Source organism: Rhodococcus sp. SB1D (assembly GCF_048573875.1).
GTDB classification, from domain to species: Bacteria; Actinomycetota; Actinomycetes; order Mycobacteriales; family Mycobacteriaceae; genus Rhodococcus_F; species Rhodococcus_F qingshengii.
In genome coordinates this window covers 99048-125503 of sequence record NZ_JBMAIQ010000001.1, presented here as the reverse complement: position 1 = coordinate 125503, position 26456 = coordinate 99048, and the positions used below count along the sequence as shown (strand labels likewise).

At 62.5% G+C, this 26456-nt stretch carries 25 protein-coding genes; 16 read left to right on the top strand and 9 right to left on the bottom strand.

Annotated elements, in window-relative coordinates:
- Positions 1 to 42: 42 nt before the first annotated feature.
- Genes ACN50D_RS00575 through ACN50D_RS00560 form a run of 4 tightly spaced genes read left to right on the top strand, consistent with a single transcriptional unit; the run spans position 43 to position 3735 of the window.
- The gene (locus ACN50D_RS00575) at positions 43 to 834 is read left to right on the top strand and encodes an SDR family oxidoreductase (RefSeq protein WP_003940964.1); all 792 of its coding nucleotides are present in this window, start codon (positions 43 to 45) and stop codon (positions 832 to 834) included.
- A complete protein-coding gene (locus ACN50D_RS00570; protein WP_042449644.1) occupies positions 834 to 1874 on the top strand; it encodes a Gfo/Idh/MocA family oxidoreductase in 1041 nt (346 codons plus the stop codon). Before ACN50D_RS00575 ends, ACN50D_RS00570 begins: the two co-directional genes overlap by 1 nt.
- The gene (locus tag ACN50D_RS00565) at positions 1871 to 2737 is read left to right on the top strand and encodes a TIM barrel protein (protein WP_007727332.1); all 867 of its coding nucleotides are present in this window, start codon (positions 1871 to 1873) and stop codon (positions 2735 to 2737) included. The genes ACN50D_RS00570 and ACN50D_RS00565 overlap by 4 nt, the downstream gene beginning before the upstream one ends.
- Positions 2734 to 3735, top strand: coding sequence for a Gfo/Idh/MocA family protein (locus ACN50D_RS00560; protein ID WP_210378294.1), 1002 nt, complete (start codon positions 2734 to 2736; stop codon positions 3733 to 3735). Before ACN50D_RS00565 ends, ACN50D_RS00560 begins: the two co-directional genes overlap by 4 nt.
- A gap of 58 nt (positions 3736 to 3793) precedes the next feature.
- Here ACN50D_RS00560 and ACN50D_RS00555 read toward each other — a convergent pair whose 3' ends face one another.
- The 4 genes from ACN50D_RS00555 to ACN50D_RS00540 all read right to left on the bottom strand — a co-directional run bounded on the left by ACN50D_RS00555 (position 3794) and on the right by ACN50D_RS00540 (position 7895).
- Positions 3794 to 4606, bottom strand: coding sequence for an ATP-binding cassette domain-containing protein (locus ACN50D_RS00555; protein WP_007727336.1), 813 nt, complete (start codon positions 4604 to 4606; stop codon positions 3794 to 3796).
- A gap of 3 nt (positions 4607 to 4609) precedes the next feature.
- The gene (locus ACN50D_RS00550; RefSeq protein WP_003940759.1) at positions 4610 to 5668 is read right to left on the bottom strand and encodes an ABC transporter permease; all 1059 of its coding nucleotides are present in this window, start codon (positions 5666 to 5668) and stop codon (positions 4610 to 4612) included.
- A 63-nt stretch (positions 5669 to 5731) separates the two neighbouring features.
- On the bottom strand, positions 5732 to 6733 hold the full coding sequence (locus ACN50D_RS00545; RefSeq protein ID WP_007727338.1) for a substrate-binding domain-containing protein: 1002 nt from the start codon (positions 6731 to 6733) through the stop codon (positions 5732 to 5734).
- 160 nt (positions 6734 to 6893) lie between these two features.
- Positions 6894 to 7895, bottom strand: a complete 1002-nt coding sequence (locus ACN50D_RS00540; RefSeq protein ID WP_007727340.1) for a LacI family DNA-binding transcriptional regulator — start codon at positions 7893 to 7895, stop codon at positions 6894 to 6896.
- 115 nt (positions 7896 to 8010) lie between these two features.
- Between ACN50D_RS00540 and ACN50D_RS00535 the strand changes: the two genes are divergently transcribed.
- From ACN50D_RS00535 to ACN50D_RS00520, 4 genes are all read left to right on the top strand, one after another.
- A complete protein-coding gene (locus ACN50D_RS00535) occupies positions 8011 to 9036 on the top strand; it encodes a Gfo/Idh/MocA family oxidoreductase (RefSeq protein ID WP_007727343.1) in 1026 nt (341 codons plus the stop codon).
- A complete protein-coding gene (locus ACN50D_RS00530; RefSeq protein WP_210378292.1) occupies positions 9033 to 9809 on the top strand; it encodes a TIM barrel protein in 777 nt (258 codons plus the stop codon). The genes ACN50D_RS00535 and ACN50D_RS00530 overlap by 4 nt, the downstream gene beginning before the upstream one ends.
- A gap of 173 nt (positions 9810 to 9982) precedes the next feature.
- Positions 9983 to 11167, top strand: a complete 1185-nt coding sequence (locus ACN50D_RS00525) for a phytanoyl-CoA dioxygenase family protein (RefSeq protein ID WP_007727347.1) — start codon at positions 9983 to 9985, stop codon at positions 11165 to 11167.
- A gap of 62 nt (positions 11168 to 11229) precedes the next feature.
- Positions 11230 to 11547, top strand: coding sequence for a hypothetical protein (locus ACN50D_RS00520; protein ID WP_039972802.1), 318 nt, complete (start codon positions 11230 to 11232; stop codon positions 11545 to 11547).
- Positions 11548 to 11586: 39 nt separating this feature from the next.
- On the opposite strand, the gene ACN50D_RS00515 is transcribed toward ACN50D_RS00520, so the two are convergent.
- From ACN50D_RS00515 to ACN50D_RS00495, 5 genes are all read right to left on the bottom strand, one after another.
- Complete coding sequence (locus tag ACN50D_RS00515) at positions 11587 to 12012, bottom strand: hypothetical protein (RefSeq protein WP_100245418.1); 426 nt, start codon at positions 12010 to 12012, stop codon at positions 11587 to 11589.
- 58 nt (positions 12013 to 12070) lie between these two features.
- Positions 12071 to 13507, bottom strand: a complete 1437-nt coding sequence (gene iri / locus ACN50D_RS00510; RefSeq protein WP_007727353.1) for a rifampin monooxygenase Iri — start codon at positions 13505 to 13507, stop codon at positions 12071 to 12073.
- Between the two features lie 121 nt (positions 13508 to 13628).
- Positions 13629 to 15011 carry an MFS transporter gene (locus ACN50D_RS00505; RefSeq protein ID WP_007727359.1) on the bottom strand — a complete coding sequence of 461 codons (1383 nt, stop codon included), beginning with the start codon at positions 15009 to 15011 and terminating at the stop codon, positions 13629 to 13631.
- A gap of 30 nt (positions 15012 to 15041) precedes the next feature.
- Positions 15042 to 16190, bottom strand: coding sequence for a Gfo/Idh/MocA family protein (locus tag ACN50D_RS00500; protein ID WP_007727362.1), 1149 nt, complete (start codon positions 16188 to 16190; stop codon positions 15042 to 15044).
- Positions 16191 to 16296: 106 nt separating this feature from the next.
- The gene (locus tag ACN50D_RS00495) at positions 16297 to 17034 is read right to left on the bottom strand and encodes a GntR family transcriptional regulator (RefSeq protein WP_003941006.1); all 738 of its coding nucleotides are present in this window, start codon (positions 17032 to 17034) and stop codon (positions 16297 to 16299) included.
- 199 nt (positions 17035 to 17233) lie between these two features.
- Here ACN50D_RS00495 and iolC point away from each other — a divergent pair, with 199 nt between their 5' ends.
- From iolC to ACN50D_RS00455, 8 genes are read left to right on the top strand one after another with little or no spacing between them, the layout of a single operon-like run.
- Entirely contained in the window at positions 17234 to 18238 is a 1005-nt protein-coding gene (gene iolC, locus ACN50D_RS00490) for a 5-dehydro-2-deoxygluconokinase (RefSeq protein ID WP_193604587.1), read from the top strand.
- Positions 18231 to 19130: a Cgl0159 family (beta/alpha)8-fold protein gene (locus ACN50D_RS00485; protein WP_021332504.1), complete on the top strand. Its 900-nt coding sequence runs from the start codon at positions 18231 to 18233 to the stop codon at positions 19128 to 19130. The genes iolC and ACN50D_RS00485 overlap by 8 nt, the downstream gene beginning before the upstream one ends.
- A gap of 21 nt (positions 19131 to 19151) precedes the next feature.
- The gene (gene iolB, locus ACN50D_RS00480) at positions 19152 to 20024 is read left to right on the top strand and encodes a 5-deoxy-glucuronate isomerase (RefSeq protein WP_007727367.1); all 873 of its coding nucleotides are present in this window, start codon (positions 19152 to 19154) and stop codon (positions 20022 to 20024) included.
- Between the two features lie 14 nt (positions 20025 to 20038).
- The gene (gene iolD, locus ACN50D_RS00475) at positions 20039 to 21994 is read left to right on the top strand and encodes a 3D-(3,5/4)-trihydroxycyclohexane-1,2-dione acylhydrolase (decyclizing) (protein WP_007727369.1); all 1956 of its coding nucleotides are present in this window, start codon (positions 20039 to 20041) and stop codon (positions 21992 to 21994) included.
- A 52-nt stretch (positions 21995 to 22046) separates the two neighbouring features.
- On the top strand, positions 22047 to 22952 hold the full coding sequence (locus ACN50D_RS00470; protein ID WP_007727370.1) for a sugar phosphate isomerase/epimerase family protein: 906 nt from the start codon (positions 22047 to 22049) through the stop codon (positions 22950 to 22952).
- Between the two features lie 26 nt (positions 22953 to 22978).
- Positions 22979 to 24019 (top strand): Gfo/Idh/MocA family protein, encoded by a 1041-nt coding sequence (locus ACN50D_RS00465; RefSeq protein ID WP_007727372.1) that lies wholly within the window; start codon positions 22979 to 22981, stop codon positions 24017 to 24019.
- Between the two features lie 2 nt (positions 24020 to 24021).
- Positions 24022 to 24906 (top strand): sugar phosphate isomerase/epimerase family protein, encoded by an 885-nt coding sequence (locus ACN50D_RS00460; protein WP_007727374.1) that lies wholly within the window; start codon positions 24022 to 24024, stop codon positions 24904 to 24906.
- 24 nt (positions 24907 to 24930) lie between these two features.
- Positions 24931 to 26436, top strand: coding sequence for a CoA-acylating methylmalonate-semialdehyde dehydrogenase (locus ACN50D_RS00455; protein ID WP_003941032.1), 1506 nt, complete (start codon positions 24931 to 24933; stop codon positions 26434 to 26436).
- The last annotated feature ends 20 nt before the right edge of the window (positions 26437 to 26456 follow it).

The window sequence follows — 26456 nt, the reverse complement described above, 5'->3', positions numbered from 1 at the left end:
TTTGCTGTTGCTCGAGGTCTTCGTCACAGCCAGACTAAACCCATGACTTCTACGCCGGGCGTAACCAGGCCCGCACTCCTGGCCGACACCGTCTTACTGGTCAGTGGCGGCTCGCAAGGCGTCGGCGCCGGAATCGTACGCGCCGCAGTCCGTGAGGGCGCTCAGGTGGCTTTCACCGGCCGACGCCCGGACGTCGGAAAGGCTCTCGAGACAGAACTTCCGGGAACTCACTTCATCGAAGCCGATGTGGCACAAACGGATTCCGCGCTCGACAGCGTGGCCGAGACGATCTCTCACTTCGGCCGCGTGGATGCTCTGGTCAATTCCGCCGGGCTCACTTCACGCGGAACGCTGCTCGACACCACCGAAGAACTCTTCGACCAGCACATCGCGGTGAACCTTCGCGGTCCGTTCTTCACGATGCAGGCAGCAGTCAAAGACATGCGCGAGCGTGCGGTCCCCGGGTCCATCGTCAACATCATCTCCACGTCCGAACTCGGCGGGCAGCCGTATCTCGCGCCGTACGTGGCAGCGAAGGCCGGGCTGGCGGGGCTGACCCGCAACGCCGCCCATGCGCATCGCTGGGATCGTATCCGGATCAACGGTCTCGACATCGGGTGGACACAGACCGAGGGTGAAGACCTCACGCAGAGAGCTTTTCACGACGCTGGTGACGACTGGCAGGAACGCGCGGGCAGCACCCTCCCCATGGGCAAGCTCGGACAGGTCGACGAAATCGCCGACTTCGTCGTCTTCCTGCTCTCCGATCGCAGCGGAGTCGTGACGGGTTCGATCATCGACTGGGACCAGAACGTCTTCGGAGGGCTGGACTGATGGGCGCTCGTATCGGAGTCGTCGGCCTCGGACGAATCGGCAGCTACCACGCCCGAAATCTACTGACGCTAAACGGCGTCGACGCACTGGTTGTCACCGATGTCGACGCACGTCGAACCTCGGACGTGGCAAGCGAACTCGACGTGGAGTCCGCTGCCGATCCCGACGCGCTTCTAGCGTCGGGCATCGACGGCGTTCTGATCGCCGCGCCGTCGAGTTCACATGCCGAATTGATCGAAGCCGCTGTTCGCCTAGACATCCCGACGTTCTGCGAAAAGCCGGTAGCCGACTCCATCGAATCCTCCGTTCGTGTACTCGCGACTGCCGAGCAGACGTCGGTACCAGTCCAGATCGGATTTCAGCGCCGATTCGACCCGTCATTTGTGGCGGCGTACGACGCGGTTCGATCTGGAGAACTCGGTTGGATCCACACTCTCCGATCGACCACCCTCGATCCCGCTCCCCCGCCGATCTCGTACATCGAACACTCAGGCGGCATCTTCCGCGACTGCTCGATCCACGACTTCGACATCGTACGGTGGATCAGCGGCCGCGAAGTCACCACTGTTTTTGCCACCGGCTCGAATCAGGGTGATCGCGGGATCGCCGATGCCGGTGACGTCGACACCGCCGCAACGGTTCTCACTTTCGAAGGCGGAACCATCGCGGTCGTGTCGAATACCCGCTACAACGGCCGCGGCTACGACTGCCGACTCGAGGTACTCGGCTCGGCGGACTCCGTCGTTGCCGGGCTGGACGACCGCTTGCCACTCCGCTCCCTCGACCCCGAAACATCGTTCCCCTCGAAGGAGCCGTACACGTTCTTCATGGACCGCTTCACGTCCGCCTACCGTGCGGAACTCGAAGCATTCCTCGGCGTTGTCGCCGGGCGTCGGGAATCACCGTGCACGCCCGCAGATGCGGTCGAGTCGGCCTGGATCTCCGAAGCTGCAACGCACTCTCTGCGCGAGGGTCGGCCCGTCACGATCACCGAAGTCAAAGATCTGTTCCTTCACGACAAGAATGAGGCACACACATGAGCACTCCTCGCATCGCCGGCGCACCGATCTCCTGGGGCGTGTGCGAAGTCCCGGGCTGGGGCTACCAGCTCGACCCTGCGCAAGTCCTCCGGGAAATGCGCGAAGTCGGTCTGGCGGCAACGGAAATCGGACCGGAGGGCTTTCTGCCGACTGCACCCGCCGAAATGGCCAAGGTGCTCGCGGATCACGATCTGAGCGCAGTCGGCGGGTTCGCACCGGTACTGCTGCATGATCGCGATCATGATCCGGTTCCCGGCATCTCCCCCATCCTCGATGGTTTCGTCGCCTCGGGTGCCGAAGTTTTGGTCCTGGCCGCCGCGACGGGTTCCGACGGCTACGATTCACGCCCGGAACTGGACGAGCAGAGTTGGAAAACCCTGCTGCACAATCTCGATCGCCTCACCGACGCCGCGGCCGAGCGCGGAATCAGGGCAGTTGTCCACCCTCACGTCGGAACGATGATCGAGCAGCGCGACGAGGTCCTGCGAGTGCTCGACGGCTCGGCCATCCCCCTGTGCCTGGACACCGGCCACCTGTTGATCGGCGGCACCGATCCGGTCGACCTGGCGCGTCAAGCTCCCGAGCGCATCACCCACGTGCATCTCAAGGACGTCGACGATGCCCTCGCATCACGCGTTCGCAGAGGTGAGCTCACCTACACCGACGGCGTGAAGGCGGGAATGTACCGTCCACTCGGTGGCGGCGACGTCGACATCGCCGGTGTCACAGCCATATTGCAGCGCCACGGTTTCGACGGGTGGTACGTGCTCGAGCAGGACACCATTCTGGCCGAAGCGCCGTCGGACGAGGGACCGGTGCGCGATGTGCGAGCGAGCGTCGAGTATCTGCGGTCGGTTCTGTGACACCTACCCCGCTGCGGATAGGCATTCTGGGAGCCTCACGCATCGCCGAGAACGCGATGATCAAACCTGCAACGGCCACCGGGCACCGCCTGGTGGCCGTTGCCGCACGCGACCCCGAGCGGGCCAGAGCCTATGCGGCCCAGCATGGGATCGAACGGGTGGTCGGTTCGTACGCCGAGCTGATCTCGGATCCGGAGGTGGACGTCGTCTACAACGCGCTACCCAACAGCCTGCACGGACCGTGGAATCTCGCCGCCGTTCGGGCCGGCAAGCACGTGCTGACGGAGAAACCGTTTTCGAGCAACGCGGTGGAAGCGCGTGCTGTAGCCGAGGCAGCGCGCGTGAGCGGAGTGACGCTGCTCGAGGGGTTCCACTACCTCTTTCATCCGGTGAACCGGCGCCTGCTGGATGTGGTTCGGAGCGGCACAGTCGGCGCGGTCACTCGGGTGGAAACCGTACTGCGGATGCCCACACCATCCGAGAACGACCCGCGGTGGGAGCTCGCATTGGCAGGCGGGTCACTGATGGACCTGGGCTGCTACGGGTTACATGCTTCCCGGACGCTGAGTGACGTCTGTGGTGGTGCGCCAGTGGTGACCGAGACCCGCCACGAGGAATATGCTCCGAGGGTTGATTCGTGGTTCGACATCGAACTCGAATACCCCAGCGGCGCCACGGCATCCGTGGTGACCACGATGTTGGACGAGCGGTATCACTTCATCTTCCGAGTATTCGGCACTGAAGGAGACGTCCTGGTACACAACTTCCTGCAGCCGGACATCGACGACCGTGTCTCCGTCACGGCCGGTGGGCGCACGAGCGTCGAGCATCTGGGCACGAAGTCGTCGTACACCTATCAACTCGAAGCGTTCGCCGATCATCTGTCCGGGGTCTCGGCGCTGCCGATCGGGCCGGGCGACGCGGTAGCCAACATGACGATGATCGACGAGGCGTACATGCATTCCGGCCTCGGGGTTCGGCCGACGACCATCCTGTGACGAAACGACTACAGCCTCGGTTCGATTCGAACCGAGGCTGTAGTCGCGAGGTTTTGATCTAGCGGCGAAGCTCGTGGGTCAGCGTCTCGAGCTCGTCACCGCCCGCCATCTCCTTGGTCAGTTCTTCGAGTGAGATGTCGTCGTACTTGGCGTCGAGCTTCTGCCTGCCTCGGTTGAGGAGCACGAAGTGATCGCCGACCATGTACGCGTGGTGCGGATTGTGCGTGATGAAGATGACGCCGAATCCCTGTTCCTTGGCAGCGGTGATGTAGCGCAACACCATTCCCGACTGCTTGACGCCGAGCGCTGCTGTCGGCTCGTCGAGAATCAGCACGCGCGCGCCGAAGAAGATGGCGCGGGCGATGGCAACACACTGACGCTGACCGCCCGAGAGACTACCGATCGGTGCGTCGACGTCAGGTAGTTCGATGCCCATCTTCGACAGTTCCGAAAGAGTCGTCGCGCGCATGGCGTTGGCGTCGAGCGACTTGATCAGACCACCCTTGCGCAGTTCCTGCCCGAGGAAGAAGTTGCGCCACACCGGCATCAACGCAACGACGGCGAGGTCCTGATAGACCGTCGCGATGCCTTTGCCGAGAGCTTCTTTCGGCGAGTGGAACGTTGTCGGTTCACCGTCGACGAGTAGTTCACCTTCGCTCTGTTGGTGCAGACCGGCGATGATCTTGATCAGCGTGGACTTGCCTGCGCCGTTGTCACCGAGCACGCCTGTTACTTCACCCGCACCGACGCGCAGGTTGATTCCCTTGAGCGCGATGATGTTTCCGTATTGCTTACCGACGTCCTTGAGCTCGATCAGTGGCACGTTGCCGCCCGAGTTCGAGAGAGCGGGAACTTCAGCTGTGGTACTCATGTGTCACCTTTTCGCAGCGTAGTTGCGGAATGCGTTGTTGGCGATGACCGCGAACAGCAGCATGGCGCCGAGGAAGAACTTGAACCAGTCCGGGTTCCAGCCTGCGTAGACGATGCCCTGGTTGGTCATACCGAAGATGAATGCGCCGATCGCAGCGCCGATCGCGGTTCCGTAACCACCGGTGAGCAGGCAACCGCCGATGACTGCGGCGATGATGTACAGGAACTCGTTACCGACACCCTGACCGGACTGAACGGTGTTGAACGAGAACAGCAGATGCATGCCCACGAACCAGGCAGCAAAGCCGACGGTCATGAACAAACCGATCTTGACTGCGGTCACCGGGACACCGATCGCGCGGGCACTGTCCTGATTGCCGCCGACCGCGAAGATCCAGTTGCCGATCTTGGTCTTGAACAAAACAAATGTTGCAATCGCGGTGAACAGCAGCCACCACACGACCGTGATCTTGACGGACACCCCGAAGACCGAGAACGACGACGCGAATACCTTTTTCGCGGAATCGAATCCGGCCATGTCGGAGACGCTGGGTGTGGCCACCTGACCACTCACGAGCTTGGTGACGGCCAGGTTGATGCCGGTCAACATCAGGAACGAACTCAAGGTGATGAGGAAGCTGGGAATCTTCGTCTTCATGACGAGGTAGCCGTTGAAGAATCCGACGGCGAGCGAGACGACCAGCGCCAGAATCGCGCCCACCCACAGGTTGAGGTGCAGGTTGTAGGCGATCATCGACGCGGCGAGCGAGGACGTGGTGACTGCGACGCCGGCGGAGAGGTCGAACTCGCCGCCGATCATGAGCAGGGCGACCGCGCAAGCCATGATGCCGATCGTGGAGCTGGAGTAGAGCACTGTCGCAAGCGCTTCCGGCGTACGGAACGGTGCCGCGACGATACAGAAGAAGATGAAGATGGCGATGGCGCCGACAAGTGAACCCATCTCCGGGCGGAGCAGCAGACGCTGAATGCGCTTTTGCTCCTTCACCCGTTCATCGGTCACGACTTTATGGGCGGCAAGGTCGAGATCTGCCTGAGTGGACATGATTTCCCTTCCGTGCTGGACAGGCGCACGGAGGGCGGACTCTCAGCCCTCCGTGCGCCCGGATCAGCGAGTTCCGTTCTTGGCGTACTCGGCGACCGAGTCGATGTTGGTGTTGTCGATGAACGCGGGTCCGGTCAGGGTGGGCAAGCCACCACCGATCACGTTGCCGTTGTTGAGGTAAAGCCACAGCGAATCGATGGCGAGGTAGCCCTGCAGGAAGGGTTGCTGGTCCACTGCCCACTGCACGTCACCGGATTTGATGGCGTCGACGAGCGCCGCGTTGGTGTCGAAGGTGACGACCTTCGCCTTGCTGCCCGCATTGCCGACCGACGTCACGGACGTCAATGCGAACGGCGCACCGAGCGCGAGAACTCGATCGATTGCCGGGTCCTGTTGAAGTTTCGCGGTGATGGTCGACTCCACCGACGGCATGTCCTTGCCGTTGACGTTGAGAATCTCCGTCGTTCCCTTGAACGACTTCTTCACACCGGCGCACCGTGATTCGAGGCTCACGTTGCCCTGCTCCTGAATCACGCACAGCACCTTGGTGGCACCTTCGGTGTTGAGTCGCTCGCCGGCAGCTTCACCGGCAATCGACTCGTCCTGACCGAAGTACTCCTTGACGCCCATGTCCTTCCAGGTTTCGAGGCCCGAGTTGAGGGCGACCACCGGAATGCCCGCGGCGGTGGCACTTTGGACCGCTGCAACCATGGCGTCGGGCTTCGCGAGCGTGACGGCGATCCCGTCGACCTTGCTGTCGATCGCACTCTGAACCAAGTTGGCCTGGTTCGGTGCCTCGGGATCGGCGGAGTACCGAAGTTCGATGTTGTCCTTGGCCGCTGCGGTTTCGGCGCCCTTGCGCACCAGATCCCAGAACGTGTCACCGGGAACCTCGTGGGTGATCATCGCAATGGTGGCGCGGGGCGTGTCCGCCGTACCCGCGCCCATTCCGGATCCGGAAGAATCCGGCTTTCCGCCGGTGCTGGAACAGGCGGCCAGACCCAAGACCACGACTGAGGCTCCGGCCAGTACGGCAACGCTCTTGCGTCCCGTGAGAAACGACATGTGAACTCCCTCTCGACATCAACCAACGGCCCGCGAACGGATGGTGCTCGGTTGTATGTGAAAGATGTAATACCCGTCACAGTCGAATGTCAATAGTTTGTTCTGACATTAGGACTGCTTATCAAAGACCGGACAAACTAGTTTAGGTCGAAACGCCAGGTCAACGCCCTACGAGTCCAGTTGAACCTCGAACTACAAGTTGTGGTTGCGCGACTATGTCCCTGCCCAAGAGTCCACTTCCGCCGTCGAGGCGTTCGGAGATTCGCTCCACCGCGGCGCCACCCAGAAACGCCGTGTCCTGCCCGACACTGGTCAGATCGATGTGCGCCAAACCTGCCAATGCACTGTTGTCGAATCCGATCACGGAGACGTCTCCGGGCACCGAGACTCCCGCACGCAAGAAGACGTCCAGGACTCCTAGCGCGCAACGATCATTGAAAGCGAAGACCGCACCGGGAATCCCTTGTTCGACCATCGACCGCGCGGCGTCCGCGCCGAACTCCTCCGTGAGGCCGCCGGGAAGTATCCGCGATTCCAGTCCGGCCGCCCGCATGGCCTTCCGGTAGCCCTGACGCCTCTCCTGGGCGCCCGGACCGCGTCCGCCGTCGACGTGGACGATCGAGCGGTGCCCGAGTCCGACGAGATGATTCACGGCCATCACGGCGCCCGCCTCGTCGTCCGTGCGGACAACGTCCACATGTGCTGAGGGCATCTTCCGAGCGAGCACGACGACGGGAACCTTCGCCGCCAGGTCGACGATCTCCGATTCCGGCGCCTGCGAACCCAACAGCAAGATCGCCTCGCATCGGTCGTCGAGCAGGGTGCGCACGGCGCGCGAGCCAGGCCTGCGGTCCGAGACGGCGCTGAGAACGACGTCGTAGCGCAAGCGTTCGGCTGCGTCGTAGATCTCGTCGAGCAGCTCCGCGTGAAAGGTTTGCGCGGCAACATAACTGACACCGATCAGGCGGCTGCGATGCTGGCGCAGCAGTCGCGCCGCGTTGTCGGGTCGATAGCCGAGTTCGTCCGCGGCCGCCTTGACCCGTACCCGCGTCGCATCGCTGGCACCCGGGACATCACGAATGACGATGGACACCAGTGCGCGTGACACACCGGCCAGGTCTGCTACGTCTTGCAAGGTGGGGCGTCGACTGTTCACCTCCACAGACTAGATCGTTCCAGCGAATACACGCCGAAACGTTGACGCACGAGGCAACCAGCGCTTTACTGACACGACTAGAACGATCTAGTTCCTCATCCTCACTCCGAACGGAGCCCCCATGTCTGCCTCTGTTGCAGTCGGTCTGATCGGCGCTGGATGGATCGGCCGTTTCCACGGCGAGTCCGTCGCGCTGCGTATCCCCGGCACCCGTCTCGTCGCCGTCGCCGATCCTGCGCCCGGCGCTGCGGCGTCGTTGATCGAACGTGTCAGTCCCGACGCCCGCGCGTACACCGACGCCCTTGAGCTGATTGCCGATCCGACCGTCGAAGCGGTGCTCATCAGTACGCCCGCATCAACTCACACCGATCTCGTGGTAGCAGCAGCGGAGGCCGGCAAGCATGTCTTCTGCGAAAAGCCGATGGCTTTGACACTCGAGGACGCCGATCGCGCAATCGGCGCATGCGCCGCGAACAATGTTGCGCTGCAGGTCGGTTTCAACCGGCGCTTCGCCGCCGACTTCGCCGCGGCACACGACGTGATCACCTCCGGTGGGATCGGGACACCGCAGCTACTTCGCTCTCTGACTCGCGATCCGGGAATCACCGCCGACGTCGCCTCTCGAGTCAAGCCGTGGACGATCTTCAACGAGACACTGATTCACGACTTCGACGCCCTGCTCTGGCTCAACCCGGGGGCACGCGTCGTCGAGGTGTTCGCGCAGGCCGATGCTCTCGTCCATCCGCAGTACAAGGAGCAGGGGTACCTCGATACGTCGATGGTTCAGTTGCGGTTCGACAACGGCGCCTTCGCGTCGGCCGAGGCCAACTTCCAGGCCACCTACGGTTACGACGTTCGCGGCGAGGTTTTCGGTTCCGGTGGAATGGTGAGTGCAGGCGAGGTCACGCGGACCGCGATGCGTCATTACAGCTCACCGGGCGTTCGGGCCGACACACCTCGGGTGAACATCGAACTGTTTCACGACGCCTATGTTGCCCAGCTAGCGCACTTCGCAGACTGCATCCGCTCCGGCAGCGCGCCGTCGGTCGACGGTCTCGATGCTCGCAACGCCCTGGAAATCGCACTGGCTGCAAAAGAATCCGTGGAAACCGGACTGCCCGTATCGCTGCTGTCGGTGCCGCAGTGAGCCCCTTCGATTTGGCGGTCTCTGCCGAGATGACGTTCACCGAACTCCCTGTCGTCGAACGCATTCGGCGGATCTCGGAGGCGGGGTTCGCAGCCGAGATCTGGAGTTGGCAAGACAAGGACCTCGATGCTCTGGTCGCCACCGGGGCTCGGTTCTCCTCGATGACCGGCTATCTTCACGGCGATTTGTTCGACGAAACGGGCAGCGCCGAACTCGTACGTACAGCGGCGCTATGCCTCACGCCGGCAGCGAAACTCGGCGTTCCTCGGCTGAACTTCCATACCGGCGAGCTGATCGACGGACAGGCCGCGCGCCCGCAGTATCGAACTACGGGAGCGATGTGGCTGACGGCCCAACGCGCTCTCGAGAAGATCGCGCGACTGGGTGAAGACGCCGGAGTCGTCTTCTGCCTCGAGAATCTCAATACGATCGTCGATCACCCTGGCGTACCGATGGCCAGAGCCAAAGACACTCTGGCACTGGTGGAATCCGTCTCACACCCCAACCTCAAGATGATGCTCGACCTCTACCACGCACAGATCGGCGAAGGAAACCTCATCGAACTCGTGCGGCGTTGTGGTGACAACATCGGCGAGATTCAGGTGGCCGACGTACCCGGCCGATGCGAACCCGGAACCGGCGAGATCAACTACCCAGCCATCGCACGCGTTCTCGCCGAGCAGGGTTACACCGGCACGATCGGATTGGAGGGCTGGGCATCCGGAGACAGTGACACCGCACTCACTGCTTTCCGGAACGCCTTCACTCTCTAACTCTCACCCAGGAACGTGATCCCGTCGTAGCGCGCAGATCTTCCGTCACCGGTCGAGTCCACGGGGAGCGCTTCCTGAGGTCTTTTTGATGGATTTCAGGGGTAGTTTCGATGGCTTTTCCTTGGCAGTCTTTGAGTCACAGCACATCGTGAACTCCGCAGGAAGGCCCCCGAATGACTCCAGCACTGACCGACCACACCGTGCCGTTCGCGGGTAGATTGCACCGAGAAGATTGCAACATCGAAGACTTCGCCGCTCTGGTCGCACACGAGACAGACCCCGTCGATTACCCGTACGCCCATTCGGTGGCCGACGGCGTTCTTCTCTACCGCTCGGATGCTCTGGTCGACAAATTGTCGAATCCTGAAATCCGGGCGGAGATTCAGGACGAGATCGCCCGGGCGTTACTCACCGGTCCAGGCATCACGGTCTTCCAAGGCGCGTTCGACGCGGAGGTATTGGATCGCGCCAGTGCGGTCTTCCGTGAACTCATTGCGCGCCAACACGAAGCCGGCGCGGTGTCCGGAGATCACTTCGCCAAACCCGGAGCCAATGACCGGATCTGGGGAGCACAACTGAAGTTGGCGCTCGAAGATCCCAAGGCTTACGTCGACTACTACGCAAACAGCATTGTCGCCTTAGCTTCGGAAGCCTGGCTCGGCCCCATGTATCAGGTGACGTCGGACGTCAACGTCGTCAATCCCGGTGGCGCCGCACAGAATCCACATCGCGACTACCACCTCGGTTTCATGTCGAGCGACGTCGCTGCGAAGTTCCGAGCGCACGTTCATCGCTTGACCCCCGCCCTCACCTTGCAAGGTGCAGTCGCCCATGTGGACATGCCGGTCGAGACGGGCCCGACGAAATATCTGCCGTACTCCCAACAATTCGAATCCGGATACCTCGCGTTCGAGCGTCCCGAGTTCAAGGAGTTCTTCGAGGCCAATTACGTCCAATTACCTTTGGAGAAGGGAGATGCCGTCTTCTTCAACCCTGCACTGTTCCACGCCGCCGGCCACAACAAATCCGCCGACGTCCTGCGCATGGCAAATCTTCTTCAGGTGTCGTCAGCCTTCGGTCGCGCCCTCGGAACCATTGACCGGGACGCGCTCGTCAACGCGATCTATCCGGCACTGCTCGCTCTCAGCGAAGCAGGTTCCGACGAGGCAGTTCGGTGTGCCGTCGCCGCCTCGGCCGAGGGCTACGCCTTCCCGACCAATCTGGACCGAGACCAACCGATCGACGGCCTCACGCCTCAGACGCAGGCCGAACTAGTGATGGAGGCGGTTCGCGAGCGGATCTCGCCTGACCATCTGGCCGAGTTGCTGAAGGCACAGTCCGAGAGACGAATGGCCTGAGGGACGACAGCGCTGACGAGACTCGGACCGCCCCAATGCCGGTCAGTCGGTATGCTCGTGGCATGGGGTGGGACTTGTTAGTGCTGTTCGCCATGATCGGCCCGTTGGCCGTGTTCGGGTGGGCCGCCGTTCGGGCGAAGCGCCGCGGACTCGGCGGATCGTTCGTCGGGCCGTTTCAGGAGATGTTCGATCCCGGTGCGGCGCGAGCACAGACTGTCATCGAACAGATCGCGGAACTTCCGGATCCTGCGGACTCCGGCGACCCGGACAACGACGACGATGTGCCGTACACAGTCGCCTACGAGGGTGTTCGGCTCCACATCAACCCCGGTAAGGCTCGACAGCGCGGAAGCGACGGGACCACCAAGCGAGCTCAGTGAAAGTCGGACCGGATACAACGCGAGGGAGAACTGGTTCAGTCAGGGCCGGCGAAGTTGATAGGTGACACCGTTCTCCAACTCATCTGAGCTGAAGGACTCCGGAGAGAAGTGGCCCAAGCTCACCTCATAGTTTCTCTGGTTTGCGGGGACGGCATCAAAATGTGCGGTGTAGGAGCAGGTGCTCATTCCGTCGGGAAGTTGATCGATTGCCTCGACCTCGAGTGCCGACCTTGTGGATGCAGCGCCGCTGCCCCCGAAAATCTGAATCTGGTCGTTCGGAGCAACACGAATCATGTCGATCACGCACTCTCCAGAGACCGTCTCGGCCTGCTCTGCCTGACCGGTCACCGTTATCGTGGCGGCAAAGGTTTTCGGCACATCGACATTGGTCGTGCAGCTTGTCAGCATCAGCGCTCCCACAGAGCCCGCTGCCGCAGCCGCAACCTGTGCTGACCTTCGCCTCATAGTCGTCAACGGTAGTGCGTCCGAGTCGCCACGGTGCTCGGTTGCCGAATCCGAAGAGTCACACGGGGCCCGTCGCCGGCCGGCCGAACCACGTGGACAGCTGAGTATCCAACTCCACCTGCGAATCCCCCACCCATGCCACGTGACCGTCCGGTCGAAGCAGGACAGCCGGTGAGTCCAATTCGGTGCTGGTGTCGACTACGTGGTCGACTCGATCGCTCCAACCATCTACCGCCAGTTGGCTACCCTGGTCGAGAAGAAGTCCGCGGCCGGATCGCATCAGGTCGTACAGGTTGCCGCGGGTCAACGCGATGTTCCGCAGCCGCCGACCGAGTAAGTCGTCGCCTTCGCCGAAATCGTAGCGAATCGAGATCGCAGTGATCTTCTCGGTCAGATAGCGCTTGACGTCTTCGAATTCCATCAGCTCGGAGATCAAGCGCCGCACGGCTTGTGGACCGGCAGCGGTGGAGATCAGCTCCGCCTGCGCGCGCGTGTTGTCGAGAACGTCGGCAGCCACCGGACGCCGTTCCGATTCGTACGTGTCGAGCAGGACGTCCGGTGCCCAGCCATTGATCTCGGCGGCGAGCTTCCAGCCGAGGTTGAAGGCATCTTGCACACCGAGATTGAGACCTTGACCGCCCATCGGTGGGTGGATGTGTGCGGCATCGCCGGCGAGGAACACCCGGTCGCGCCGGTAGTGCTCCGCTAGACGGGTGGCGTCGCCGAAGCGCGAGAGCCACCGCGGCGAGTGCACACCGAAGTCGGTACCCGCAATGGCCAGTAGCTGTTGTTTGATGTCGTCGAGGGTGGTCGGTGTTGCGCGACCGTCGGCAACTTCGGCCGCAGGGACCACGACACGAAAAGCGCCGTTACCGGCGGGACCGACTCCGAATCGTTTGTGCGTTTCCCGGATTTCGGCGACAACGGCGGCCAGTTCATCAGCCGGCATGGTCACGTCCATTTCGCCGATCAGCGTGTCGGCGCTCGACGGCTCGCCGGGAAACCCGACGTCGATCAGCTTCCGAACAGTGCTGCGGCCGCCGTCGCAGCCCACGAGATAACGCGCGTGAAGTGTTGTGCCGTCGGATAATTCCGCTGTGACGCTATCGGTATCTTGACGGATCGCGACGACGCGCTTCCCTCGCTGAATGTCCGCACCGACTTCGGTGGCATGTTCGGCAAGAATCCTGTCGATCTCGGGCTGAGGAATGCCCAGTACGTACCCGTGCGCAGTATCGAGGTGCGCCGGTGCCGGTTTGCTGATCCCCGCGAAGAATCCACCGAGCGGATACTTGCGGCCGTGCGCGAGGAACTTGTCCAGCAACCCGCGCTGCTCCATGATTTCGATGCTGCGCACATGGATGCCGAGAGCACGGACGAACTGAGTCGGCTCCTCGTCCTTGTCCACGACGACGACATCGACGCCCTGCAGCCGGAGCTCACCTGCCAGCATCAATCCAGTTGGTCCAGCACCGACAATGATGACGTCACTCATGCGATCCCCTCCTCCGGGCAAGGCTTTTGCTTGCTCGCAGCAGACGAGTGTGCACCATCACCGGGGCCTTGCCGCAAGCCCCGGGTCCCGCGTTATGATGAAGGTGGCGGAAGACGCTTCATCAGCGCACCAACACCACAGCACCCGTATCGCGTGGGAGCCGCCAACTCTCGATCACCGTCGGCACCAGCATGGCCCCGAGAACACCCAGCGTAAGAGAAAACGGCACTCCGCCGCTCAGATCCTCCGACTCCGCCAACGGTGTACAGAGCGTGATCACCAAAGCGGACAGTGCAATACCCAGACCGGACGCCAACTCTTGCAGCGTTGCATGCAGAGTATTGGCATCGGTCAGCTCACCCGAGTCGACGTCGGCGAACGCCAAGCTGTTGTACGCGGTGAACCCGATGGATCGCAACGCGCCACTGACAAACAGTGCGACAGCGATTACGACGTCCGGTGTCGTCGACGAGATCAGTACCAGGGCACCGAAGCACACCACCGACAGAACTCCGTTTCCCACCAGAACTAGTCTGATCCCGAACCTGCGCATGAGCGGAGTGGTGAGCGGTTTGATCGCGATATTCCCCGCGAACAGAGCCATCACCAGCAGACCGGCCTTGAACGCCGACATTTCGAATCCCACTTGGAACAACAACGGCAGCACAAACGGCACGCCCATGATCACGAGCCGGTACAGCGAGCCGCTCGACGCGACGAGCCGAAACGATCGAAGCCGGAGGACGCCGAGCGCGATGAGCGGGTGATCCGACCGGACGAGGTGAATGACGGCCAAGCTCAACAAGATCAGAGCCGCAACGATCCCGAGGCCCACTCTTAGCCAGTCGGTTCCGGCACTGTGCACGCTCTCGAGCGCCACGACAAGCACTGCGACGCCTGCTCCGATCACCACCAATCCCAGCCAGTCAAGGCTCCGTTTCTGCGTTTGCCGAATGTCGGGCACCATGCGCAATGCCAGCAGAAACCCGACGATCCCGATCGGAACGTTGATCAGAAAGATCCAGCGCCACGAAGCGATCGACACGATGGCTCCACCCACAGCGGGCGCAAGAACCGGCGCTGTGAGCGCCGGCCACGTCAAGTAGGCGATAGCCCGTACGAGTTCCGCCTTCGACGTCACCCGCAATACTGCGAGCCGCCCTACCGGCACCATCATGGCGCCGCCTACCCCTTGTAAAGCACGCATTCCCACCAGCATCGGGAGGGAGGTGCTCAGTGCACATCCCACCGACGCCACCGTGAAAACGGCTATGGCAGAGATGAAGACACGTCGCGTTCCGAATCTGTCGGCCATCCATCCGCTCGCCGGGATCAGGACGGCCAACACCAGGAGGTACGAAGAAACGGCGACATTGACGTCGACGGCGTCAACTCCGAAAGATTGGGCGATCGACGGCAGTGCCGTTGCGAGAATCGTCGCGTCCAGCATCTCCATGAACAGCGCTGCTGCCACGAGCAGCGCCAGTCCGCGGGGAAATGTCACTGCACCAGAGACTTTCGGAGGAGCTGTCGATCAGCCGAGAAAAATCCAGCTGCCGGAGGTCACCGAGGCGACCATCGCGTCCAGAGCCTGTGCGGACGCGACTGCATCAGCGATGGTCGCGCCCTGCGGCGCTCCGTCCACGATCGAGGCGATGAAATTGCGAGCCTCGATCACTTTCAGGTCGTCGTAGCCCATCGCGTTGGCCGCGCCAGGCTGGAAGCGGCCGAACTCACCCGACTCTGGGCCGACCAGAACCGTCGTGACGGATTGGTCCTGGTACTTCGAGCCGAGGCTGGTGCCCAGTTCACCCATCCGGCGGTAGTCCCAGAACACGGCACCTTTCGTGCCGTGAATCTCGAATCCGTAATTGTTCTGCTCTCCCACGGCGACGCGGCATGCTTCGAGGGTGCACCGGCCACCCGACCCGAGGCGCAGCAGTGCGCTGACGAAGTCTTCGTTCTCGACAGCCCCCATCTCCCCACCGCTGGCCCGCGCATGTCCACTGGTAGCGGCGGACGGACGCGCACGCTCCGGGATGAAGATCGCAGTATCCGCAACGAGAGCGTCGACGTCACCGAGAAGATGACGAATCAGATCGATGCCGTGCGAAGCCAAGTCGCCCAGGACGCCCGCGCCGCCGCGCTCACGCTCGTATCGCCAACTCAAAGCACCTTCAGGGTGGGCCGCATAGTCGCTGAGGAAACGAAAACGCGAGTGCGTGATCGTGCCCAACTCCCCTGAGTCGATCAGGCTCTTTGCCAGGGCCACAGCCGGCGCGTTTCGGTAGTTGAAGCCGACGGTCGACTGCACACCGGCCTTCGAGACTGCTACGGCAACAGCTTTGGCGTCTTCCGTGGACAAGCCGACGGGCTTCTCGATCCAGATGTGTTTGCCGGCCTCTGCCATTGCGACGCCGATTTCACGGTGCAAGAAGTTCGGGGCCGTGATGCTCACCGCGTCGATGGCCGGATCGGCTGCGATATCGCGCCAATCCTGGGTGAAAGCTTCGAAACCGAACTGGTCCGCTGCTTCCTCCCCTCTGCCAGGCACCTCGTCGGCGACGGCGGCCAGGCGGATCACGGGAAGCTGCGGATAGTGCTGCCGCAGACGCAGATACGCCTGCGTGTGGACGCGGCCCATCCATCCGAATCCGGCAACTGCTACTGAAATGCCTGTCATGAGGCTCCGTTCGGGTCAAATGATCGAAGGATCGCAGAAATGCTGGGATCACAAATCACCCCCACTGACTCGGTCAGGCGGGTACTCGTGTCACCGGGATCGAGATCTAGCGGTCGACCACGGTGGTGTCGAAGTAGTAACGCGACGCTCGGTAGCAGTGGCTGCCGTACTCGACGGCGCTACCTGAATCGTCAAATGCAGTGCGGCTCATGGTCAAGAGGGCAGCACCCACTTTCTCGTCGAGCAATCCTGCTTCTTCGCGAGTCGCCGCCCGAGCGCCGATTCGCTGCCGCGCCACACGGATGTGAACGCCGCGAGTTCGCAAGGTTTGGTACAGCCCCTGCGTCTCCAACTCCTCGGGATCGGGTGCGATGTCCACCGGAATGTAGTTGGTCATCACGGCAAGCGGTTCGCCGTTGGTGCTTCGCAGACGCCTGATGGTGGCCACTTCGGCGTCAGGTTCGAGGTTGAGTTCCGCGGCAACGTCCTCGGCGGGAACTCCCACCGTGAACTCGAGCAGCTTGGTCGTCGGCGCCTGGCCGGCCCTCGCAAGGTCGTCGAACAGGCTGGTGAGCTCGACCGGGCGGTGCACCGGACTTTGCACCACCTGAGTTCCGACTCCCCGCTTACGAACAAGTAGTCCCTTGTCCACCAGCTCCTGGATCGCGCGTCGAGTGGTCGGACGTGAGAGATTGAGCCGTTTGGCCAACGCCAGTTCATTCTCGAAGCGATCACCTGGGGCAAGTTCGCCACCGAGAATAGCGCCCTCGATTGCCTGTGCCAGCTGAAAATACAGCGGCACCGGGCTCGAGCGGTCCAACTCGACGGCGAGTGCTGCGACCACGGCCAACTCCGATCTGTCTTGGGAAGGCGCCGTATCGACGCTACTTCTCTCGGCAGTGTATGCGAACACTAACATTCACTTGACCGCAAGTCATAATGTCCAGACAAACTATTGACAATCGCTGTGTCGCGGCGCACAGTTTCAGTCATACATCGGTGCCCTGCGTGGGCAACCCACCACGAACTCTCGGGAGTCAGTTTTGACAAGCATCAACACTCACCAGAGCGGGTCACACATCCCTGACGCACCCTTCGACGTGCTTGCCATCGGCCGATCGGGGGTGGACATCTACCCACTTCAGACCGGTGTCGGACTCGAGGACGTCGAGACGTTCGGCAAGTTCCTCGGCGGCAGCGCAGCCAATGTCTCGGTGGCGGCTGCACGCCTCGGCCGGCGAGCAGCACTGATCTCCGGCGTAGGCAGCGATCCTTTCGGGAAGTTCGTCACACGCGAGTTGGCACGTCTGGGCGTCGACAACAGGTTTGTCGTCACCAATTCCGAGTACCCGACACCGGTGACGTTCTGCGAGATCTTCCCTCCTGACGACTTTCCGCTGTACTTCTACCGCAAGCCGCACGCGCCCGATCTTCGGATCACCCCGGAAGACATCGACCTCGACGCCGTTCGAACAGCGTCCCTCTACTGGTCGACTGTGACGGGGCTGTCCGAAGAACCGAGTCGCAGTGCACACTTCGCGGCCTGGGAAGCCCGCGAACGACGCCCGCTGACGGTCCTCGATCTGGACTACCGCCCGATGTTCTGGTCGACGCCCCAAGAAGCAACCAATCAGGTGCAGCGCGCTCTGGCGCACGTGACAGTAGCCGTCGGAAACCGCGAAGAGTGCGAGATCGCGGTCGGTGAGACCAATCCGAACAAGGCCGCCGACGCGCTTCTCGACCTCGGCGTCGAACTGGCCATCGTGAAGCAGGGCCCGAAGGGCGTACTCGGCAAAACGCGAAAGCAGTCGATCACCGTGCCGCCCAACGCCGTCGACGTGGTCAACGGGCTGGGAGCAGGCGACAGCTTCGGCGGATCACTGTGCCACGGACTGTTGGCCGGGTGGCCGCTGGAGAAGGTACTGCGGTACGCCAACGCGGCCGGCGCGATAGTCGCATCTCGGCTCGAATGCTCCACTGCGATGCCGACCGCCGAAGAAGTCCACGATCTCGCCGAAGCCACAGCCACGGAGGCAGTCAATGTCTGACAAGCTCGCCGCCCGCCCCCTCGCCACCACCTACGCCGAAGTGACGGAACTGCGTGCGAGCGATCCGCAGATCATCGAAAAGGCCTGGGCAGCGCGAACTCCTCGCGCCACTGTTCGAGGCAATGGTCGACTGATGATCGTCGCTGCCGATCACCCGGCCCGTGGGGCACTGTCTGTCGGTGGCAAGCCGACAGCGATGAACAGTCGTACAGATCTGCTCGACAGATTACGAACTGCGCTCGACAATCCCGGAGTCGACGGCGTTCTCGGCACCGCGGACATTCTCGACGATCTGCTCCTCCTCGGCGCCCTCGACGACAAGGTCGTCTTCTCGTCGATGAACCGCGGCGGCCTGGCAGGCGCGAGCTTCGAACTCGACGACCGCATGACCGGATATACCGCGGCGGGCACCGCGAAGTTTGGAATGAACGGCGGAAAGATGCTGCTACGCATCGCACTCGACGACGCGGGCACACTGCCCACCATGACGGCATGTGCCGAAGCCGTGGACGAACTGGCCGCGGCCGGACTGATCGCGATGCTCGAGCCGTTCCTCTCCAGCCGCGTGAACGGCAAGGTCGTCAACGATCTCAGCCCCGACGCCGTCATCAAATCCATCCACATCTCCCAAGGTCTCGGCTCCACCTCGGCGTACACGTGGATGAAACTGCCGGTCGTCGACGAGATGGAACGCGTCATGGATGCGACCACCCTCCCGACGCTCCTCCTGGGGGGAGATCCGCAGATCGCGCCGGAAGAAACGTACGCAAAGTGGGACGCTGCACTTCAGCTGCCGTCCGTGCGCGGACTGATCGTCGGACGCGCGCTGCTCTACCCACCCGACGGCGACGTCACCGCGGCCGTCGACACCGCAGTCAAGCTCGTCCACTAGAACCGACCTGGCAGGAGCAAGATGTTCAGCAAGTACTACGTCCCCGCCGGATCGTCCGCCGACGGTGATTTCACGACAGTGGTCACGCCGGAGTCCGCCGGGTGGACCGAATCCAGCTTGTGGACACTCGAACTCGCCCCTGGCGCTGACGTCCACCTGCAGTCCGGCGAGAACGAGATCATCGTCGTTCCACTGGCGGGTTCGGCCGTGGTTGTTGCCGAGGGGACGGAGATTCCCCTGACCGGCCGCGCATCGGTTTTCGACGGTCCGAGCGATTTCGCGTACGTCGGTCGCGACGCCGACTACTCGGTCAGCAGCACGGGCGGAGGCCGCTTCGCCCTGTGCGGAGCGCGCGCCGGCGCCAAGCTCCCCCATCGCTACGGTCCGGCTTCAGGAGTTGCGGTCGAGCTCCGCGGCGCCGGGAACTGCAGCCGACAGGTTCACAACTTCGCCACTGCAGACACCTTCGAGGCCGACTCCATCATCGCGTGTGAGGTCATCACCCCCGGCGGGAACTGGTCGTCGTATCCCAGCCACAAACACGACGAGAACAGCGACGTCGAATCGGCCCTGGAAGAGATCTACTACTTCGAGATCGACAGAAGCCCCACCGGGACCGAAGGTTTCGGCTACCACCGCGTGTACGGAACCGCCGAGAGACCTATCGAGGTGCTCGAGGAAGTCCGCTCGGGCGACGTCGTCCTCGTGCCGCACGGCTATCACGGCCCGTCCATCGCAGCGCCGGGCCACCACATGTACTACCTCAATGTCATGGCAGGTTCGGGCGAGATCCGGGCGTGGAACATCTGTGACGATCCGCAACACACCTGGCTACGTGGAAGCTGGGATCACCAGGACATCGACCCTCGACTGCCGTTGCAGTCCCACAACTGACGGAAGTGAAAGCTGTGGCACCCACCAACAACGCAACCGGCAATCGTCCACCTCGCGACGAGCCGACCGTATACCTGACCGTTTCTCAAGCTGTCGTCCGCTTCCTCGCCAACCAGTACACCGAACGCGACGGCCAGCGCACCAAGCTGTTCGCCGGCTGCTTCGGAATCTTCGGGCACGGCAACGTCGCCGGACTGGGGCAGGCACTCTTGCAGGCCGAGATCCAGGATCTCGACGCCGGCCGTGAGCCGACACTCCCCTACGTGCTCGGCCGCAATGAACAGGCGATGGTGCACTCGGCTGTCGCGCACGCCCGCATGAAGGACCGCCTGCAGACGTGGGCGGTCTCGTCCAGCGTCGGCCCCGGTGCCACCAATATGGTCACCGGCGCGGCACTGGCCACCATCAATCGTCTACCTGTATTACTCCTTCCCGCAGACACTTTCGCGACCCGCGCCAGTGCCCCCGTCTTACAGGAACTCGAACTCCCGTCGAGCGGCGACGTCACAGTCAACGACGCTTTCAAACCCGTCTCACGATACTTCGATCGGGTATGGCGCCCGGAGCAGTTGCCGAGCGCTCTGCTCGCCGGGATGCGCGTTCTCACTGATCCCGTCGAGACCGGCGCGGTCACCATCGCCATCCCGCAGGACGTGCAGGCCGAGGCTTTCGACTGGCCCGAGTCCTTCTTCGCCGAACGGGTGTGGCACGTGGCCCGCCCGCTCCCCGAACGATCGGTGATCGAACGCGCCGCCGCGATCATCCGCTCGGCTCGCAAGCCACTGATCGTCGCCGGCGGCGGCGTGATCTACAGCCAGGCCACCGACTCTCTGGCAGCGTTCTGCGCGCAGACCGGAATCCCCGTGGGGCAGAGCCAGGCCGGCAAGGGTTCATTGGTCTACGACCATCCACAATCCGTCGGGGCGGTGGGGTCCACCGGCACTACGGCTGCAAACGCACTGGCCACCGAGGCTGACGTCGTCATCGGAATCGGTACGCGGTACAGCGATTTCACGAGCGCGTCCCGCACCGCGTTCACCAATCCCGACGTTCGCTTCGTCAACATCAACGTCGCATCACTGGACTCCGTGAAGCAGGGCGGAGTCAGCGTTGTCGCCGACGCACGTGAGGCACTCGACGCGCTGGCACTTGCACTGAACGACTACCGGGTGGACGACGAATATGCGTCCAGGATCGGTGACCTCGCTCGCGATTGGGATGCGATCGTCGAATCCGTCTACAACCCAGCCGAACCCGCTGCCGACGGGTCACTGAATCAGAATCAGGTGATCGGCCTGGTCAACACACTGTCCGATCCACGTGACGTCGTGGTGTGCGCTGCCGGGTCCATGCCGGGTGACCTCCACAAGCTGTGGCGAACCCGTGATTCCAAGGGGTATCACGTCGAATACGGGTACTCGTGCATGGGATACGAAGTTGCCGGCGGTCTAGGCGTCCGCATGGCGTGCCCCGATCGCGACGTGTTCGTGATGGTCGGAGACGGTTCCTATCTGATGATGGCCACCGAATTGGTCACCGCCGTACAGGAACGCCTCAAGGTCATCGTCGTCCTGGTGCAGAATCACGGATTTGCCTCCATCGGTTCACTGTCCGAGTCGCTGGGTTCCCAGCGCTTCGGCACGCAGTACCGCTACCGCTCGAATGACGGACGTCTCGACGGAGGGGTTCTCCCGGTCGATCTGGCCGCGAACGCTGCCAGCCTCGGTGTCGACGTCATCCGCGCCAACACCGCTGCCGAGTTCGCCGACGCGATCAAGGTTGCCAAAGCAAGCGACACCAGCACCGTCATCCACGTCGAAACCGATCCGCTGATCGGCGCCCCGGACAGCGAATCCTGGTGGGATGTACCGGTATCGGCCACCTCCGAACTGGAGTCCACCAAGAAGGCACGGACAACTTACGAGTCCTGGAAGAAGATCCAGCGACCGTACCTCCGTCCATCCGAATGAAAATTCCGCACAACCACACCCCATAAAGCTTGCCCGCGAAAGGAATCTAGACATGAGCGCGATTCGCGTCGGATCAGCCCCCGACTCCTGGGGCGTGTGGTTTCCGGACGATCCACAGCAGACCCCTTACACACGATTCCTCGACGAGGTATCCGCGTCGGGATACGAATGGATCGAACTCGGCCCGTTCGGATACCTTCCGACCGATCCAGCCAAGTTGACGGACGAACTCGGCGCCCGCGGCCTGAAGCTTTCGGCCGGTACCGTTTTCGAACACCTGCACCAGGACGATTCCTGGGATGCCGTCTGGAATCAGATCAAGGACGTCGCCAAGTTGACCGCAGCCGTCGGCGGCAAGCACGTGGTGGTCATCCCTGAGATGTGGCGCGACCCTTCCACCGGAGCGGTACTCGAAGACCGCAATCTGACGCCCGAGCAGTGGCGTAAGAAAACCGACGGCATGAACGCTCTCGGGAAGGCAATGCTCGAGGAGTACGGCGTCATGGCGCAGTACCATCCTCATGCCGACAGTCACGTCGACATCGAAGACAACGTCTACAAGTTCCTCGAAGGGACCGACGAGCGTTTCGTGAATCTGTGTCTCGACACCGGCCACATCAGCTACTGCGGCGGCGACAATCTCGCAATTATCAACAAACATCCGGAGCGCATCGGGTACCTACACCTCAAACAGGTGGATCCGGCGATAGTCGCCAAGGTTGAGGCGGAGGACCTGCCGTTCGGTGAGGCCGTCAAACTCGGTGCCATGATCGAACCGCCGCGCGGAATCCCCGACATGCCGCCGCTTCTGGAGGCCATCGAGAAGCTCGGCATCGACGTGTTCGCGATCGTCGAGCAGGACATGTATCCCTGCCATCCCGACACACCGCTGCCCATCGCAGCGCGCACTCAGAAATACCTGTCCACCTGTGGCGTCCCCGCCGTCCGTTTCAACTGAGCAACACAATCGAGGAGTACCACCGCATGTCTGACAACCAGGATCTCCGGATCGCAGTGCTCGGCGTCGGCATCATGGGGGCCGATCACGTCGACCGCATCACCAACAAAATCGGCGGTGCCCGCGTCACCGTCGTCAACGACTACTCTCTCGCCCGCGCCGAGGAAATCGCAGCACTGACGCCAGGGGCGCGCGTCGTCGTCGATCCGTTCGATGCCATCGCAGCCGAGGACGTCGACGCCGTTGTTCTCGCAACCCCGGGCCCGACCCATGAGAAGCAGGTTCTTGCCTGCCTCGAAGCGGGCAAGCCTGTTCTCTGCGAAAAGCCGCTGACCACCGACGCGGACAGTTCGCTCACGATCGTCAAAGCCGAAGCAGCGCTGGGAAAAAGACTGATCCAGGTTGGTTTCATGCGCCGGTTCGACCACGAATACACCCAGCTCAAGGATTTGATCGACAGCGGCGATCTCGGTCGCCCTCTCGTTGTGCACTGCGCTCACCGCAATCCTGCGGTTCCGAACGGCTTCGACAGCGCGATGATCGTCAAGGACTCACTCGTCCACGAGGTCGACGTGACACGATTCCTGCTCGACGAAGAGATCACCTCAGTGCAGATCATCCGACCGGCCGCGAATTCGCTTGCTCCCGAGGGCATTCAAGACCCACAGATCGCGATATTCGAGACCGAGTCCGGCAGACACGTCGACGCCGAGGTGTTTGTCACCACCGGAGTTGCCTACGAGGTGCGCACCGAAGTTGTCGGCGAACTCGGAAGCGCGATGATCGGACTCGACGTGGGACTGATCCGAAAGACCAAGCCCGGCAACTGGGGTGGGCAGATCACCCCAGGATTCCGCGAACGCTTCGGGCAGGCCTACGACACCGAGTTCGCCCGGTGGATCAAGGCAGTGAAGACGGGCGCCGGCACCGGCAACTACATCGACGGACCAGGTGCTTGGGACGGGTACGCCGCGGCCGCTGTCTGCGCCGCCGGTGTGAAGTCTCTGGAGACGGGTCAGCGCGTCGTCGTGGACATGGTTGCGCGCGACTCTGTGGCCGGAGCTTAGCGATGAAGGTCGCACTCGACCCCACACCTTTCCATCACGATTACTCACTACTCGAGCTACCTCAGGTTGTTGCCGATCTCGGGTACGAGTACCTGCAGCTCACACCGCACGTCGACATGATCCCGTTCTTCAATCACCCGAAAGCCGACGACGCGCTCGTCACCGAGTTCCGGAAGGCCTGCGCGAGTGCGGGAGTCGGCATCGCGTCGGTGCTCCCGGTCCTTCGGTGGTCCGGCCCGGACGAGGACGCTCGCGAAGCAGCCGTGCGCTACTGGAAGCGGGCCATCCAGATCACGGTCGATCTCGGTGTCAACGTCATGAACACCGAATTCTCCGGCCGCCCCGAAAAGGCCGAAGAGTCCGAGCGTGCGTTCTATCGTTCGATGGAGGAACTGGTTCCGATCATCGAACGCGAGGGAATCGACGTCCTGATCGACCCCCACCCGGACGATTTTGTCGAAGACGGACTAGCCGCGATCCGCACGATCCGTGGTGTGAACTCCAAGAACCTCGGCATGGTGATCGTGGCGTGCCACCAATTCCACATGGGTGGGGACCTTCCCGCCATCATGGAGGCCGCCGGCGACATGGTCCGACTCGTTCACGTGGCGGACACCATGGATCATCACCGTTCCCACGGACTGCGCTACATCACCAACCCGCCAGGCAATGCCGTTCGAGTGCATCAGCATCTCAAAATCGGTGACGGAGACGTCAACTGGGACGAATTCTTCGGCGGTCTCGGCAAACTCGGCTTCTACGAACGTGAGAACGCCGTGATGGTGTCGAGCGTCTTCGCCGAGAACGAAAACGCGCACGAGGTTTCCCGGTACCAGCGCGAGACGATGAACGACTACGTCGCCAAGTACACCTCCCCGAACTCCTGAGTCACCAGACCACTAGGAAATACCATGACCAGCACTGATACTCGTGTCATCGCGCACTGGCTGGACGGCAAGCCGTTCGCCGGAACGTCCGAGGACACCGCCACCGTCACCAACCCCGCCACCGGACAGATCACCGGCCGACTGGCCCTGGCGAACCTCGAGGACGCCCGCGCTGTCATCGACGCGGCTGCGGCGGCCTTCCCCGCCTGGCGTGACACCTCACTGGCCCGGCGCACACAGGTACTGTTCAGCTTCCGCGAACTCCTCAACGCTCGCAAAGGTGAACTCGCCGAGATCATCACAGCCGAGCACGGCAAGGTTCTCTCCGACGCCCTCGGCGAAATCAGCCGCGGGCAGGAAGTTGTCGAATTCGCTTGCGGAATACCGCATCTCCTCAAGGGCGGATACACCGAGAATGCATCGACCAAGGTCGACGTCTACTCCATCCGCCAACCCCTCGGCCCCGTCGGCATCATCTCGCCCTTCAACTTTCCCGCGATGGTCCCCATGTGGTTCTTCCCGGTCGCCATTGCCGCCGGGAACACCGTGATTCTCAAGCCCTCGGAGAAGGACCCCACCGCGGCGATCTGGCTCGCCGAACTCTGGGCCGAAGCCGGTCTGCCCCCCGGCGTCTTCAACGTCCTCCAAGGTGACAAGCTCGCCGTCGACGAACTTCTGGAAAACAAAGCAGTCAAAGCGATTTCGTTTGTCGGATCCACCCCCATTGCCCAGTACGTCTATGCCACCGGCACCGCCAACGGCAAACGCGTGCAAGCACTCGGCGGCGCCAAGAACCACGCCATCGTTCTGCCGGACGCCGACCTCGACCTCGCCGCCGACGCAATGGTCAACGCGGGATTCGGCTCCGCGGGCGAACGATGCATGGCGATCTCCGCCCTGGTCGCAGTCGGCGACATCGCCGACGAACTGGTTGCCAAGATCGTCGAACGCACCACTCCCCTCGTCACCGGTGACGGCACCAAGAACTCCGACATGGGTCCGCTCGTCACCAAGGCCCATCGCGACAAAGTCGCGTCCTATGTCGATGCCGGCGAGAAGGACGGTGCCACGATCGTGGTCGACGGACGCACAGTTCAGGCCGACGGTGGACCGGACGGCTTCTGGCTCGGGCCCACCCTCATCGACCACGTCACCACCGACATGTCGATCTACACCGACGAAATCTTCGGACCTGTCCTGTCCGTCGTGCGTGTCGATACCTACGACCAAGCCCTCGAACTGATCAACAACAACCCGTACGGAAACGGCACCGCCATCTTCACCAACGACGGCGGCGCTGCCCGACGCTTCCAGAACGAGGTGGAGGTCGGAATGATCGGCATCAACGTCCCCATCCCGGTTCCCATGGCCTACTACAGCTTCGGCGGCTGGAAGAACAGCCTCTTCGGTGACACCCACGCTCACGGGACAGAAGGTGTTCATTTCTTCACGCGAGGTAAAGCCGTCACCAGTCGCTGGCTCGACCCCAGCCACGGCGGAATCAACCTCGGATTCCCCGAGAACAGTTAGCCGGCAAGACATCTGTGGCC

Bases quoted from the DNA above. Each gene is read 5' to 3' on its own strand.
- ACN50D_RS00555 (WP_007727336.1), bottom strand. From the start codon at position 4,606: ATGAGTACCACAGCTGAAGTTCCCGCTCTCTCGAACTCGGGCGGCAAC.
- ACN50D_RS00565 (WP_007727332.1), top strand. From the start codon at position 1,871: ATGAGCACTCCTCGCATCGCCGGCGCACCGATCTCCTGGGGCGTGTGC.
- ACN50D_RS00500 (WP_007727362.1), bottom strand. From the start codon at position 16,190: ATGACAGGCATTTCAGTAGCAGTTGCCGGATTCGGATGGATGGGCCGC.
- ACN50D_RS00515 (WP_100245418.1), bottom strand. From the start codon at position 12,012: ATGAGGCGAAGGTCAGCACAGGTTGCGGCTGCGGCAGCGGGCTCTGTG.
- ACN50D_RS00455 (WP_003941032.1), top strand. From the start codon at position 24,931: ATGACCAGCACTGATACTCGTGTCATCGCGCACTGGCTGGACGGCAAG.
- iri (WP_007727353.1), bottom strand. From the start codon at position 13,507: ATGAGTGACGTCATCATTGTCGGTGCTGGACCAACTGGATTGATGCTG.
- ACN50D_RS00465 (WP_007727372.1), top strand. From the start codon at position 22,979: ATGTCTGACAACCAGGATCTCCGGATCGCAGTGCTCGGCGTCGGCATC.
- ACN50D_RS00545 (WP_007727338.1), bottom strand. From the start codon at position 6,733: ATGTCGTTTCTCACGGGACGCAAGAGCGTTGCCGTACTGGCCGGAGCC.
- ACN50D_RS00550 (WP_003940759.1), bottom strand. From the start codon at position 5,668: ATGTCCACTCAGGCAGATCTCGACCTTGCCGCCCATAAAGTCGTGACC.
- ACN50D_RS00525 (WP_007727347.1), top strand. From the start codon at position 9,983: ATGACTCCAGCACTGACCGACCACACCGTGCCGTTCGCGGGTAGATTG.
- ACN50D_RS00575 (WP_003940964.1), top strand. From the start codon at position 43: ATGACTTCTACGCCGGGCGTAACCAGGCCCGCACTCCTGGCCGACACC.
- ACN50D_RS00570 (WP_042449644.1), top strand. From the start codon at position 834: ATGGGCGCTCGTATCGGAGTCGTCGGCCTCGGACGAATCGGCAGCTAC.
- ACN50D_RS00520 (WP_039972802.1), top strand. From the start codon at position 11,230: ATGGGGTGGGACTTGTTAGTGCTGTTCGCCATGATCGGCCCGTTGGCC.
- ACN50D_RS00460 (WP_007727374.1), top strand. From the start codon at position 24,022: ATGAAGGTCGCACTCGACCCCACACCTTTCCATCACGATTACTCACTA.
- ACN50D_RS00470 (WP_007727370.1), top strand. From the start codon at position 22,047: ATGAGCGCGATTCGCGTCGGATCAGCCCCCGACTCCTGGGGCGTGTGG.
- iolB (WP_007727367.1), top strand. From the start codon at position 19,152: ATGTTCAGCAAGTACTACGTCCCCGCCGGATCGTCCGCCGACGGTGAT.
- ACN50D_RS00535 (WP_007727343.1), top strand. From the start codon at position 8,011: ATGTCTGCCTCTGTTGCAGTCGGTCTGATCGGCGCTGGATGGATCGGC.
- ACN50D_RS00485 (WP_021332504.1), top strand. From the start codon at position 18,231: ATGTCTGACAAGCTCGCCGCCCGCCCCCTCGCCACCACCTACGCCGAA.